General features: G+C 30.1%; 12 protein-coding genes. 1 reads left to right on the top strand and 11 read right to left on the bottom strand.

Annotation, left to right across the window (positions count from 1 at the left end; all coding sequences use genetic code 11):
- Positions 1–62 precede the first annotated feature (62 nt).
- Positions 63–1,433, top strand: coding sequence for a saccharopine dehydrogenase family protein (locus BM335_RS08930; protein ID WP_090225683.1), 1,371 nt, complete (start codon positions 63–65; stop codon positions 1,431–1,433).
- Positions 1,434–1,435: 2 nt separating this feature from the next.
- Here the strand turns inward: BM335_RS08930 and BM335_RS08925 are convergent, their stop codons facing one another.
- From BM335_RS08925 to BM335_RS08880, 11 genes are all read right to left on the bottom strand, one after another.
- The gene (locus tag BM335_RS08925) at positions 1,436–2,152 is read right to left on the bottom strand and encodes a tRNA1(Val) (adenine(37)-N6)-methyltransferase (protein WP_090225680.1); all 717 of its coding nucleotides are present in this window, start codon (positions 2,150–2,152) and stop codon (positions 1,436–1,438) included.
- 9 nt (positions 2,153–2,161) lie between these two features.
- Positions 2,162–4,588 carry a glycoside hydrolase family 2 TIM barrel-domain containing protein gene (locus tag BM335_RS08920; protein ID WP_090225678.1) on the bottom strand — a complete coding sequence of 809 codons (2,427 nt, stop codon included), beginning with the start codon at positions 4,586–4,588 and terminating at the stop codon, positions 2,162–2,164.
- A gap of 178 nt (positions 4,589–4,766) precedes the next feature.
- Positions 4,767–5,699 (bottom strand): alpha/beta hydrolase, encoded by a 933-nt coding sequence (locus BM335_RS08915; RefSeq protein WP_090225676.1) that lies wholly within the window; start codon positions 5,697–5,699, stop codon positions 4,767–4,769.
- Positions 5,683–6,429, bottom strand: a complete 747-nt coding sequence (locus tag BM335_RS08910; protein WP_090225674.1) for a rhamnogalacturonan acetylesterase — start codon at positions 6,427–6,429, stop codon at positions 5,683–5,685. Before BM335_RS08910 ends, BM335_RS08915 begins: the two co-directional genes overlap by 17 nt.
- Before the next feature lie 67 nt (positions 6,430–6,496).
- A complete protein-coding gene (locus tag BM335_RS15910; protein ID WP_245780657.1) occupies positions 6,497–7,348 on the bottom strand; it encodes a pectinesterase family protein in 852 nt (283 codons plus the stop codon).
- 62 nt (positions 7,349–7,410) lie between these two features.
- Positions 7,411–8,535: a pectate lyase gene (pelA, locus tag BM335_RS15905; RefSeq protein WP_245780650.1), complete on the bottom strand. Its 1,125-nt coding sequence runs from the start codon at positions 8,533–8,535 to the stop codon at positions 7,411–7,413.
- A gap of 2 nt (positions 8,536–8,537) precedes the next feature.
- The gene (locus BM335_RS08900) at positions 8,538–10,160 is read right to left on the bottom strand and encodes a glycoside hydrolase family 43 protein (RefSeq protein ID WP_090225672.1); all 1,623 of its coding nucleotides are present in this window, start codon (positions 10,158–10,160) and stop codon (positions 8,538–8,540) included.
- The gene (locus BM335_RS08895; RefSeq protein WP_090225669.1) at positions 10,157–11,206 is read right to left on the bottom strand and encodes a Gfo/Idh/MocA family oxidoreductase; all 1,050 of its coding nucleotides are present in this window, start codon (positions 11,204–11,206) and stop codon (positions 10,157–10,159) included. The genes BM335_RS08900 and BM335_RS08895 overlap by 4 nt, the downstream gene beginning before the upstream one ends.
- On the bottom strand, positions 11,206–12,438 hold the full coding sequence (locus BM335_RS08890; protein WP_245780649.1) for a glycoside hydrolase family 88/105 protein: 1,233 nt from the start codon (positions 12,436–12,438) through the stop codon (positions 11,206–11,208). The genes BM335_RS08895 and BM335_RS08890 overlap by 1 nt, the downstream gene beginning before the upstream one ends.
- A 19-nt stretch (positions 12,439–12,457) precedes the next feature.
- Complete coding sequence (locus tag BM335_RS08885) at positions 12,458–12,916, bottom strand: cupin domain-containing protein (protein WP_245780648.1); 459 nt, start codon at positions 12,914–12,916, stop codon at positions 12,458–12,460.
- A 5-nt stretch (positions 12,917–12,921) separates the two neighbouring features.
- Positions 12,922–13,932: a DUF4861 family protein gene (locus BM335_RS08880; RefSeq protein ID WP_090225659.1), complete on the bottom strand. Its 1,011-nt coding sequence runs from the start codon at positions 13,930–13,932 to the stop codon at positions 12,922–12,924.

Below are 13,932 nucleotides of genomic sequence, written 5' to 3'. Positions count from 1 at the left end.
AACATTAATAAGTTACTTACATCTATTTTCATTTAATCAAACCCCATTTAAAAAAATTTAAAATGAGAAACATTTTGGTTATTGGAGCCGGCAGATCTTCATCATCATTAATTACCTATTTACTTGAAAAATCATTTACTGAAAATTTAAAAATTACCGTAGCAGATGTTTCATTAAAATTAGCTAAAGATAAAATTAAAAACCATGCGAATGGAAATGCAATTGCTTTAAATATTTTTAATGACAATGAAAGAACAATAGCAATTGAAAACGCAGATATTGTTGTTTCTATGCTTCCTGCTCATTTACATTTAAATATAGCTAAAGACTGCCTTAAATTTAAAAAAAACATGGTAACTGCTTCTTATATTTCAAATGAAATGAAAGCCTTAAATGAAGAAGCCATTACAAAAAATCTAATTTTTATGAATGAAATTGGATTAGATCCGGGTATTGATCATATGAGCGCCATGAAAGTTTTAGATGCAATTAGAGCCAAAGGAGGAAAAATAATTCTTTTTGAATCTTTTACAGGTGGTTTAGTAGCTCCAGAAAGTGATAATAACTTATGGAATTATAAATTTACTTGGAATCCAAGAAATGTTGTGTTGGCTGGACAAGGTGGTGCTGCACAATTTTTACAAGAAGGTTCTTACAAGTATATTCCTTATCACAAACTCTTTAGAAGAACCGAAATCTTAAAAATAGATGGCTATGGAAAATTTGAAGGATACGCAAACCGAGATTCACTAAAATATAAGGAAGTTTATGGTTTAGACACTATTTTAACTTTATACAGAGGTACTATTAGACGTGTAGGATTTTCAAGAGCTTGGAATGTTTTTGTACAATTAGGAATGACCGATGACAGCTATACAATGGAAAATTCTGAACACATGAGTTATCGCGATTTCACCAACTCTTTTTTAGCCTACAATCCTAATGATTCTGTAGAATTAAAATTACGCCACTATTTAAAAATTGATCAAGATGATATTATTTGGGAAAAATTAGTAGAACTTGATATCTTCAATAAAAATAAAAAAGTTGGATTAAAAAATGCTACGCCTGCTCAAATTTTAGAAAAAATATTAAGCGATAGTTGGACTCTAAAGGAAGATGATAAAGACATGATAGTTATGCAACATCTTTTTGGATATGAACTAAATAATGAAAAACATCAAATTGTAAGTAGTATGGTTTGCATAGGAGATAACCAAATTTATACTGCAATGGCTAAAACTGTTGGTTTACCTGTTGCAATTGCAACTTTAAAAATATTAAATGGTGAAATTAATACTCCAGGGGTACAGTTACCAATTAAAAAAGAAATTTATGAGCCAATTTTAAAAGAACTTGAAGAAAATGGTATTATTTTTACTGAAAAAAAAGTTGCGTATTTAGGTTATAATCCTGAAAATGTAAATGGGTAAGTTTACATTTTAATATAAAAATCTTGCACTAGTTTTTTATAGTCATTTGTATATAAATGACGTTCAATCTCAATAACTAATTCATTTGTTAAAATAGGTTTTTCAACAAATGAAAATTGCAACAAACTTCTTTTTATTAGAGCCTCATTAGTTCCTTTCACTCTGGTAATTCTATTGATAAATAATTTATTTGATTTAGCTATCTCTATAAAATTTTCCTCTTCTGTATATGGAATTATAAATGCGCAACTTCCAATTTCAGATAATAATTTAGCTGTGCCACTTAATAAATCTGAATATGATAAACTTTCTGAATGACGTGCCATGGCTCTATCTTCCGGTAAATCTTTATATGTTGATGTATAAAATGGAGGATTAGAAATTATTAAATCGTATGTATCATCAATTTCATTAGTAAATTCTTGTAAAGATGCATGATAACAAAATAATCGATCTCCCCAATCACTCAATTCAAAATTATTAACGGTTTGCTCATACGCATCATCATTTAGCTCTACGGCATCAATAACTTCAGCATTGCTTCTTTGCGCCATTATTAAAGCAATTAAACCGGTTCCAGCGCCAATATCTAAAATACTAAAAACATCTAATTTAATTTCTGCCCAAGCACCTAATAAAACACCATCGGTACCAACTTTCATAGCAGTTTTATCTTGATGAATTATAAACTGTTTAAATTGAAAAGGCTTCTCACTCATACTTAAAAATTAATCTACTGAGGTTAAATTTAATTTTCCTTTTTTCAATCCTTTACCTGTTACTTCAAGTTGTATTTCACCTACTTTAGTTGTTGATTCCACAGTGACTACCAATTTCCCGCTAAATAATTTCATTGTTGGTAAATGAAATAACTCCAAAGATGTAGCATCTCCATTACAGGCTACTTTAAATGATCCGTTTCCTGTTACTTTAAATTTTAATTGATTGGTGGCTTTTGGACAAAAATTTCCAAATTTATCAACAACAGAAACTTCAACGTATGATAAATCTTTTCCATCCGCTTTTAAAGTTTTTTTATCTGGATTTAATACAATTTTATAAGGTTTTTCCGCAGTTTTTAGTTCTTTTTCTGCAGCAGGATTTCCATTTTCATCAAATGCAATAACTTTTAAAGTTCCTGGCTCATATTTTACATCCATCCACATTAATCTGTATCTGTTTTGTGGTGTGGCATTATTCTTTTTTTGAACACCCATACTTTTACCATTTACAAAAAGCTCTGCACTATTATAATTTGTGTACACAAAAACTGGCGTTACTTCTCCTTCTCTACCTTCCCAATTCCAATGTGGTAAAATATGTAACGTTTCATCTTTTGTATTCCATCTACTTCTATACAAATAAAAACGATCTTTTGGCAAACCTGCTAAATCTGAAATTCCAAAATAAGAACTACGTGATGGCCACATTTCATCATAAGGTGTTGGTTCACCCAAATAATCAAATCCAGTCCAAACAAATTCTCCAATTACCCAAGGTTTATCATCTTGTAAAACAAAATCTTCATCTGGAACGTTAGACCAGCTGCATGCTTCCAAATCGTAGGATGAGCTTTGAAAATCATCATATTGTTTCATTTTTTCTTGAACAACAGGAAATTTATAAATTCCTCTTGAACTCACTGTTGAAGCAGTTTCAGATCCTAAAATAAATCCTTGAGGAAATTTTTCAAAAGCTTCTTCATATAAATGCACTCTATAATTTAATCCTGGAACATCTAACAATGCGCCAAAACCTGATTCCATAACTGCTTTAACCTGATCCATACCAACCGTTACTGGCCTTGTTGGATCTTCTCTGTGAAAAATATCTTGTAACCATTTTGCGCGTTTTACACCTTCAGCTCCCCATTGATCAGGCACTTCATTTCCAGAACTCCACATTACAATTGATGGATGATTTCTAGTTGCTTGTACTAAATTTACAATATCTTTTTCAGCATATTCATCAAAAAAACGATGATATCCGTTTTCAACTTTTGGTTTTTTCCATTCGTCAAAACTTTCAGCTAAAAACAAAAAGCCCATTTCATCGCACAATTCTAATTGTTCTATAGATGGCATATTGTGTGAGCTTCTAACAGCATTGCAACCCATATCCTTTAAAATAGTTAACTGTCTTCTTAATGCAGCTTTGTTAACCGCTGCACCTAATGGACCAAGATCGTGATGTAAACAAACACCTTTAAATTTGGTTACTTTGCCGTTTAAACTAAAACCAGTTGCAGCCTCGTATTTTATTTCTCTAATTCCAAAACGGGTTGAAACTTCATCTTTTAATTCATTACCCACATAAAGTTCCGTTTTGGCAGTATACAAATACGGCGATTCAGGACTCCACAATTTAGGATTTTCAACTTTTATATTTTGCTCAAATTCATGACCAAATTGTTCAGTTGTTTTATTAGTTTCCAATTGATTTCCTTCAGCATCAAAAATAGTTGTTACTAAATGCGTATTTTCTCCTGAAGTTTTGGTTTTAATATTCACTTTAGCTTCAGTATCAGAAATAAATGGAGTGGTTATAAACGTTCCCCATTGGTTGACACTTTCTTTATTTTTAACAATAACACTTACTTTTCTGTACAATCCAGCACCAGGATACCAGCGCGAAGCAAACGCTTTATTTGTTAATTGAACAGCTAGGGTATTTTCACCTTCAGTTACAAAATCTGAAACATCAAAATAAAAATAACTATACCCATAAGCCCACTCTCCTACTTTTTTACCGTTTACATAAATTTGAGGCTCACTCATAGCGCCTTCAAACAACAAAATTACTTTTTTGCCTTTTTTATAAGTTGGAACTGTAAATTTATTACGATACCACGCTGTACCAATATGAGGTAAAGAACCTGTTCTACCAGTTTTTTCTGATGCCACCTCTTCACCATTTTGAACAATTGCAACAGTTTGTTTATCAATTTCTTTATTAAAAGGTCCTTTTATAGCCCAATCATGAGGAACTGTGACGGTTTCCCATTTTGAATCATCAAAATTAATTGCATTAGCATTTTGAAAATCTCCTTTTTGAAATTTCCAATTTGAATCTAATTCTTTAACTATTCTATTTTGTGAAAAGGAATATTGAACAAATATTAAAAATATAAAAAGTAAAGCGCTGGATAATTTCATTGTATAATTTTTAAGAATTAAATCAGTTTTCGAAGGTAAATTATTTCTAAGCTATATTCAACTATTTAAAGCGTTATCTTTACATTTAAAAAACCATTGAACTTAGCTTATTGCATTCAAATTTTATTCACCAAAAACAAAAATTAGTAAAAAACTATTTTTTTTAATATTATATAGATTACAAATTATTAAATACAAGCCAATTTTGTAATAAAGTTGTCCAACCTTTTGAGGTTTCTTCAACACCCAAGCCAAAGCCATGACCTCCATTTTCAAATAAATGTAATTCTGCCGAAACCTGATTATTTTTAAGTGCTAAGTAATAATTTATACTATTTTCAACTGGAACTACCTTGTCATCAGTTGCATGAATTAAAAAAGTTTTAGGCGTATTTGAATTCACTTGTAATTCATTTGAGTATTTTTCAATTAGTGCATTCGTAGGTTTTTCACCTAATAAATTGTTTCTAGAACCTTTGTGAGTAATTTTAGAGTTCATTGAAATTACCGGATAAATTAAAATTGAAAAATTAGGTTTTGCACTTACCGTATCAGTAACATCATAAACCTTATCCATATAATGAGTTGAAAGTGTTGAAGCTAAATGACCACCTGCCGAAAAACCCATGATACCAATTTTTTCACTGTTTAAATTCCATTTTATTGCATTTCTTCTCACATAGCGAATTGCTTCTTGTGCATCTTGTAAAGGACCAACAATCTTGTTTTTCATTATTAAATCATTTGGTAATCTATATTTTAAAACAAATGCTGTAATACCTAATTTATTTAACCATTTAGCCACTTTAAAACCTTCTTTATCGATAGCTAAATGAGAATAACCTCCTCCTGGACAAATAACTATTGATGTTCCGTTTGATTTTACTTCTTTAGGTAAAAAAACTGATATTGTTGGCAAAGTTACATTACTTGTACTATAAAATATTGAATCTTTAAATACTTTAATTTCATTGTAATTTGTTACTATTTTAGCATTTGGAATTTCACCTGACCAAAGTGGAATTGTCTGATTTTGAGCATAAAACAAACCTATATTCCCTAAATTAAAAATTAACCATAAAAATTCTACTATTTTAAAATTTGATTTCATTTTTTATTTTAAGATTTAATAATTTAATTTGATTAACCACCAATTTAGCTATTTCTGTAGCTCCAATTACCGAAAGATGTGTATCATCATTTTTACCATCTTTATAATAAGGCAATTCTCCTGGCAGATAATGTAAATGTAATTTTTTTGATTCTTCAACTCCATACGATTCTTCTAATTTTTCAGATAAATATTGCAAATCTATAAAAGGAATATTCATTTCATCAGCAACCAATCTGGCTTCCATGGGATAAGCACCATGTGAATCAACCAAAGTTCCTTCTTCATTAAAATTTCTTCTTGCAATTGATGAAAACAACACTGGGTAGGCTCCTTTTTTTAATGTTTCTTCAACAAATTTTTTTAAATTATATCTATATGCAGTATGCGGATTTGTATATCGTTTTGGATCATTCACTTTTTGATCATTATGCCCAAATTGAATAAATACATAATCGCCTTTTTTTAAAGAATCATATACATTTTCCCAACGGTTTTCTTCTATAAAACTCTTTGTACTTCTACCATTTACAGCTTTATTAATAATTTTAACATTTTTACTAAAAAAATTTGGCAACATTTGTGCCCACCCTCTTTCTGGGTTTTCTTCGGGGTTTGGTTTATTTGCCATTGTAGAATCTCCAATGGTATAAATTGTAATTTGTTGAGCTGCCGAACTACTTATAACTAAAAGTAATATTGTAACTACAAAAATGCTTTTAATTCTCATATTTTTTAAATTTTTAATTTACTGCAAGTTATTTTATTGTTGTTTTTTGAATTTACACTAATTTAAATTAGTTTGTGATTGAATACCAGTTTTTATTTAAATCGTTAAATTGAGATCCTAGTATATTTTTATGTGTATACTTTTTAGCTTTTGATTTTTTTAATTGATAAGACCATACAACTCTATTTTCAGAATTTGCTCCTTCACCAGTTGACAAATATTCAGCATAAAATGTTGTTTTTTCAGCTTCAACATTAGACCAATTATGCCAGCCTTCAGGTTTTATATGTTTGCCCATTTCACAATTAATAAATACAGTTTTAGCATATTTTCGCCAAGGTCGTCCCAAATAAACTTGTGTAACATCTTTATTTGCAGTTAATTCACAATTTTTAAACACAAAACCAAATTCAATATTATTTGGAGTTGAAGCTGCAGTTATATACGAATTGGCTTTACTGTGTATTTTACAATTTTCAAATAAAACAGTTGCTTCTCCAAAAATAAAATCGGTACTTCCTTCAATATAACAGTTCTTAAAATATTGTTTAAACCCTTCACCAGTTAAATAAAGCGTGTCTTGAAAACCTAAAAATGAACAATTTTCAAATAAAGCTCTATTAGCATTTACAGTTAAAGCTACAGCTTGTCCAACTTCACCAGCCGAATTTTCAATTGTTAAATTTTTCGCTATAAAATCATTGCCTTCAACCAAAACCGTTGATGTATGAAAAGTACTATTTCTACCAAAATTAATTTTCTTGAAATAATCATCAAATGAAATAATTGTATTTTCTTTACTTTCACCAATTAATGAAACTTTTGTATTCCAAGAATATATGTGAACTTTTTCATTATAAATACCATTTTTAATATTTATAATAACTCTTTTGTAAGGAAAAGCTTTTGAAGCATTTATAGCCTCTTGAATTGTTTTATAATCGCCATTTCCATCTTTTGATACAACAACATTATATTCGTTTATTGTTTTTTTTTTACTACTGTTTGTACAGTTGAAAGAATTTTATTTTTTTTAATCCATTTTGGATACTTTTTAAGTACTTCCTTTGGTTGATCTGTATACCAAGCGTAACCATTTCTTCTTTCTGAACCAATTTCGGCCAAGGTTCGTTTTTTTACTCCATCTCTATCACAAAAAAATGGAGTATTGTCCTCTAACTCCATAAAACGAGCCCAAATGGCAGGTGCATTTTCATCTTCAACCATTTTTTTATCAATAACTTTTCCTTTATCATTATACGTTCTATCCTCTCTAAGTCCTGTAATTTTAACTTTTTCAAACCAAGCCACAGCGCTGTTAACTGCTGTAATAATTTCATTTGATGGATTTTCTATTTCCATTAATAACAATACAATTTTTGCAGATTCTTTACCACTTAATGAAGGTAATTCATAAGCTCTAGCTTTCGCCGGTAAAAATGTTTTTTCATCGTGTTGCGCACACCAACTTGTTAAAACACCATTTTGTTTGTATTGTGTTTTTATTATACAATCAATTCCCTTATTAAATGCTACTTTTACTTTTTCTATAACATCTTCAGATGGCTGAATTGAAAAGAAATTAGTTTTATCTTTAATTTCTTTCAGCACATTTAAAATGTTTACCATAGAATCATCATTAAATGTTATATGTGTATAATATCCTTTTTTTAAAGGATAAAATTGAGGCCAACCTCCACTTTCATATTGTGCTTCTAAAATATAATTTAAGCCTTTTAAAAACGCAGTTTTATAGCGTTCATCTGGCACTTGTCTGAACATTTTAGAAAGAAAAACCATCTCATTATACGTTGCACCATTATCTGTTGTAACATTATGATCATCACTTTTTAAAAGTTTTAGCTCTTTTATTTGTTCTTTAGTCAAAGGGTTTTGCATTTGAATATTTTTTGGCCATCCGCCAATATCTCTTTGATATAACAATACATTTTCAGCAATATCTTTAGCCTCTTGAGTTCCAAACCAAGCTCCTTCATCCAAGTCTGTAATTTTATCCCAAGATTTATCTAAAACTTGTGCTTTAACAGTTATACTTGTTATGCAAGTAACCAATACAATGGTTATAATTTTATTTAAATAATTCATTTTTATATATTTAATTTATTTATTCTAAACCAATCAATATCAACACTTCCAGCATCATTTACAATTCCGTTTCTTAATGCTAAAAATCCTATTTTAGCGCCAATCCATTTTCCTTCTTTAGCAACAAAACTGGAACCAATAGGTTTAAATTTCTCTCCATTTTCACTATAAAAGAAATCACAAATTCCACCTTTTCTTGTTGTTACTTGAAGGTAAATTGTATTATTTTTTAATTTAATCGATTTTCCTTCTTTTTCTTCTCCCAGTTTATCGGCATTTTTACAAATAACTTGGGAAAGATACAATTCGCCATTATTCATTTTTACATTTAAATAACTATAGTCCAAACCCATTATTAAAAGTCCCGTTTTTTCATCATTAAAACGTGCGTTGAAAGTTATTTTTGCTGTTGCTTTAAATTCTTCTGCTGGAAATTTTTGAAGTAATAAGTTTGGTACATCATATAAATTTATGCTTCCTTCAGGCATTGGACGACAATACATTGTATAGTGCCCTAAAGTTGATGGAAATCCCCAATATACTTGTTTATTTGCATGCCATTGCCATTGTAAACCTAATTTTGGCTTGTTAAATTCATCACTTTCAAAAGGTGTAACAATTGAATATTCTTTACCTACATTGGGTTTTTTATAAGTTGCAACAGGTTCACCGATTCCATTTCCAACATCATCATTTCCAATAATTGGCCAGTCATTTATCCATTTCATTGGTTGTAAATGGACAATTCTACCATAAGCACCTTTATCCTGAAAATGAAAAAACCAATCTTCACCAGTTTGAGTTTGCACCCAAGCTCCTTGATGAGGACCATTTATAGCGGTTTTCCCTTGTTCCATTACTTTTTTCTTTTCATACGGACCGTAAATATTTTTAGACCTTAATACTGTTTGCCAACCAGTAGCAACACCTCCTGCCGGTGCAAAAATGTAATAATAACCATTGTGTTTATAAAACTTTGGTCCTTCAATTGTTGATTCATCAAAATGACCATCAATAATTAATACCTCGTCATTATTTGCAACGGTGCCTTCTTTATTCATAGTACAAACAACCAACAAACTTTTAATTCCTGCTCTGCTACCAGCAAACGCATAAGCCAAATACACTTTCCCATCATTGTCCCATAATGGAGTAGGATCAATTAAGCCATTTCCTTCTTTTACTAAAATTGGATTTGACCAAACTCCTTTTGGATCTTTCGCTTTCACCATATAAATTCCATAATCCGGATCAGGATAATAAATATAAAATTCGTTGTTATGAAATCTGATACAAGGTGCCCAAACACCATTTCCATGTTGTGGCTTATTAAAAACATCTAAAGGAAGTTGTTTTTGAAGTGCATAATTAACCAATTCCCAGTTTACCATATCTTTTGAATGTAGGATTGGTAATCCAGGAACGCAGTTAAAAGAAGATGCTGTCATGTAATAATCTTCACCAACTCTTATCACATCTGGATCCGAATAATCTGCATGTAAAATTGGATTTTTATAGGTTTCATCTCCATTATCGGCTACCCAAACTTTTGAAATTTCAGTATTTTTCTGTCCGAAAGTTGAAATGAAACTTAATAAAAATAATATGATACTGCATTTTCTCATAAGTAAATCACCTTTTTTTCTTTATTACTTTTTATAGCTTCTTCAATAACTTTTATCACATTCATACCTTCTATTCCTGTTACTGGCAAAGATTTTTTATTTCTGATGGCTTCATAAATTTCATCATAATACTCCATATAATTTCCATTTTGAGAATTTATATATTCTTTAATGATTTTACCATCTTTATCTGTATGCAACAATCCTTTTTCTGTTTCAGGTTCTATTCCCCAAAGTTTTGTTTTGGGATTTTTTTCTGCTTGAAGATCCGCTTCTTGAACATCTCCTCTGGATTTTAAGAAAGAACCTTTTTTTCCATGGAAAATAAAAGCCGGTAATGCTTCTCTAACAAAATAACTAGACTTTAAAGTTACCCGATGTGAATTGTAATACAATTTAACATCAAAATAATCTATAACTTTTGAATTTGGACGAATATTATCTAAACTAGCATAAATAGCATTTGGAAAACCAAATAAAACTAACGCCTGATCAATTAAATGAGCTCCTAAATCATATAAACTTCCTGTTGCTGGCGTTTGCGTTTCTTTATGGGCTTTATAACTTAAATTTGAATTATAACGATCATAATGAATTTCAACATCAACAATCTCTCCAAGTAAATTATCATCTAAAACTTTTTTTACCGTTTTAAAATCACTATCATATCTTCTGTTTTGATAGACAGATAGCATTCTATTTTTTTCTTTTGCTAATTCAATAAGTTTTTCAGCCTGTTTTACAGTTGCTGTAAAAGGTTTTTCAACAATAATATGCTTTCCAGCTTTTATAACCTTTTCAGCAAATTCAAAATGCGTGACACTTGGTGTGTTTACAACTATTAGTTCAATGCTTTTATCGGCAAGCATTTCTTCTAAAGTTCGAAATGTTTTTACATTCGGATATTTTTCTTGAGCTAGATTTTTAGTTCTTTCTAAAACACCATACAAATTAAATTTTGGATTTGCCGAAATAAATGGTGCGTGAAATACCCATCCACTCATTCCAAAAGAACATAAGGCTGTATTTATTGGTGTATAATTCATTATTTATTTAACTCTAAAGCTGCTAAAATAAATGGTCCAGTTGCTTTTGGATCATTATCTTTTTTACGTTCATTTACATAATATTCAAATGAACCATCTCTGTATGGGTTTCCTCCTAAACCAGCTACAGCGCAAGCCTGTGTAATTATCACTTCACCGTTTTCACCAATTTTTATAAGATCTCTAGTTAATCCTTCAAAAGCCTTATTTGCAACGTCTTTATATTCAGCTGGTAAATAACCTTTATTAGCACCTTTTGCAAATGCATAGGCAAACATTGCTGATCCAGAAGCCTCTAAATAATTTCCTCCTTTATCTCCCTTATCCGTAACCTGATACCAAAGCCCTGAAGTATCTTGCACTTTTGTAAGTGCAACTGCCAACTGATTTAAATACTGAACCAATTCTTTCTGTTTTGGATGTTCTTGTGGAAAATAGTCTAACACATCTACCAAAGCCATTGCATACCAACCTAAAGAACGCGACCAAAAATTAGGGGAACAACCCGTTTGTTTATCAGCCCAATCCATTGCTTTACTTTCATCCCAACCGTGGTATAACAATCCTGTTTTTGAATCTAAAGCATGCTTTTGAATTAATTCAAATTGTTTGGCAACATCATCTAAATTTTTACCGTTTTCATATTCAACTGTATACCTTGCATAAAATGGTTCTCCCATATATAAACCATCTAACCACATTTGACTTGGATATCTTTTTTTATGCCAAAATCCACCTTCACTAGTTCTTGGATGCTCATCTAATTGTTTACGCAACAGCTGCATAGCTTTTAAATATTTCTCCTCTTTGGTAGTGTTGTATAAATTAAAAAGTATGTTCCCAGCTTCAATCATATCAATATTATAATCTTTAAATTTATAACTTGGTATTGCTCCTGTACTATCAATACAGTCATCAGCATAACCTTTGATATAATTAAAATATTGTTCATTTCCTGTTTTTTTGTACAACTGTTCAAACGAAGTTAATACCAAGCCGTGAACATAATCCCATTTTGGTTCTGTTTTATCATCTATTTGATAAGCTTCAGGATGATGTTTCATTAATGTTAATGCCATTCGCTCCGACCATTTTAAAGAATCTGAAATTCCAGTTTCTTGAATTGTTTCAACTTGCTGAGCTTCTTTTTTTTCTTGTTTACAACTTACAAAAGTTGCAAATCCAAGAAATAACATTAATAAAATAAGTGAGTTACTTTTGTACGTATTCATACTATTATAATTTTATTATTTACTTTTTTTGATATTTTTTTATAACTAGATATTTCAATTCAGTATCACCCACATTACTAATTCCGTGCATTTGCATAGATGGACAATACAAACTGGTATAAGGCTTTACAATTTGTGTTTCACCATTTAAATAGAATTTTGCTGTTCCTTCTAAAACAAAAAAGAATTCATCTTCAATATGTTTATGCGGTGCGTGCGTAGATTGTTGTGGTGCAACAACACTCATTTTTAAAGTTCGCCCATCAATAAAATCTTTGTCAGCAAACCAATATTGATAACCAACTTTAGTTTCAACTGTTTTATTTGTAGAAAATTGATTTACACAATTTTCGATAGTATAAACTTTTACAGAATCAATTGGTTTTTGATTTTCTTGAGCAACAATTGATTGATATGATAGGAACATAAAACCGCATAATAGACTAAAGAAAATAAAATTTATTTTAAACGTTTTCATACTATCTATTTTAATACGTTTGTATCATTTAATTCCTGCAATTTTTCATCTAAATAACTTAGAAAATCAGCTTCTGTTTTAATGCCATCTTTTTCTTGTTCCCAAGCTCCTAAAAAGTAAAAAGAAATTTCTTTGGTTGATGGCTTAAAAACTATTAAATGGTCATGTTCCCATTCAGTTACTTCTGAAACAGTTGCTATTTCATAAAAAATTGCCATTCCTAAATTATCAGGCTCAGCAGCTAAAGTTTGTATACCATAAGTAGCAATATATCCCCATTTTTTATTCTCGCTTTCTTTAGTAAAATAGTTAACGCCATGCTTTACAATACCTGTACAAATACCTTCAATTTGTTTTGAAGCCTCAATAGTATGTTTTGTATATCGTTGATTTGGAGTTATTGTTAAAACCGAATTAAAATCTGTTTTATCATTTAAAGTTTCCCATCCATAATAATTTACTGAAACGGTTGATTTATTTAAGCTATTTTCAACTTTTGCAAATGTTGAATCCACATCATTAAAATGTAAAACTTCTTTATTTACATACCTTCCAATAGCGCCAATTCCCAATCCTTTTCCAGCTTTTAAAATATCTTGTCCCCATTCTGATTTTTCATGATATGAATCAAAACCATCTTGTCCTACTTTTGGTAGGATAATACTATCTGTAACTTTTCCAAAAATATCAATACAATTTCTCCAATCTAAATACAATCTATAGGCAACTTTATTACTTTCCCATCCTGGTCCTTCGTATCTAATATACCATGAATGATCTGTATGTTCAGTAGGCACTTTTAACTCCGTTACATTTTTAAAAGTTCCACCTATATATTCTCTTCCTTCCCAATATCCTCCTTCTTTAATTGATAACTCGGCGTAGTTTTTAGCAGTTTCAATAGTATATGTTGTGTCAGGTTTTAAAACTTGATTTTCCATTTTTCCCCCATTCTGATTTTTACAAGCTACAAAACTCATAAAAAATAAAATTGCTATAAATTTTAATGTTTTCAT

This window comes from Lutibacter maritimus (genome assembly GCF_900116115.1).
GTDB classification, from domain to species: domain Bacteria; phylum Bacteroidota; class Bacteroidia; order Flavobacteriales; family Flavobacteriaceae; genus Lutibacter; species Lutibacter maritimus.
This window is presented reverse-complemented; position numbering and strand designations above follow the sequence as displayed.

Bases quoted from the DNA above. Each gene is read 5' to 3' on its own strand.
- BM335_RS08910 (WP_090225674.1), bottom strand. From the start codon at position 6,429: ATGAGAATTAAAAGCATTTTTGTAGTTACAATATTACTTTTAGTTATA.
- BM335_RS08925 (WP_090225680.1), bottom strand. From the start codon at position 2,152: ATGAGTGAGAAGCCTTTTCAATTTAAACAGTTTATAATTCATCAAGAT.
- BM335_RS08895 (WP_090225669.1), bottom strand. From the start codon at position 11,206: ATGAATTATACACCAATAAATACAGCCTTATGTTCTTTTGGAATGAGT.
- BM335_RS08900 (WP_090225672.1), bottom strand. From the start codon at position 10,160: ATGAGAAAATGCAGTATCATATTATTTTTATTAAGTTTCATTTCAACT.
- BM335_RS08890 (WP_245780649.1), bottom strand. From the start codon at position 12,438: ATGAATACGTACAAAAGTAACTCACTTATTTTATTAATGTTATTTCTT.
- pelA (WP_245780650.1), bottom strand. From the start codon at position 8,535: ATGAATTATTTAAATAAAATTATAACCATTGTATTGGTTACTTGCATA.
- BM335_RS08920 (WP_090225678.1), bottom strand. From the start codon at position 4,588: ATGAAATTATCCAGCGCTTTACTTTTTATATTTTTAATATTTGTTCAA.
- BM335_RS08885 (WP_245780648.1), bottom strand. From the start codon at position 12,916: ATGAAAACGTTTAAAATAAATTTTATTTTCTTTAGTCTATTATGCGGT.
- BM335_RS08915 (WP_090225676.1), bottom strand. From the start codon at position 5,699: ATGAAATCAAATTTTAAAATAGTAGAATTTTTATGGTTAATTTTTAAT.
- BM335_RS08880 (WP_090225659.1), bottom strand. From the start codon at position 13,932: ATGAAAACATTAAAATTTATAGCAATTTTATTTTTTATGAGTTTTGTA.
- BM335_RS08930 (WP_090225683.1), top strand. From the start codon at position 63: ATGAGAAACATTTTGGTTATTGGAGCCGGCAGATCTTCATCATCATTA.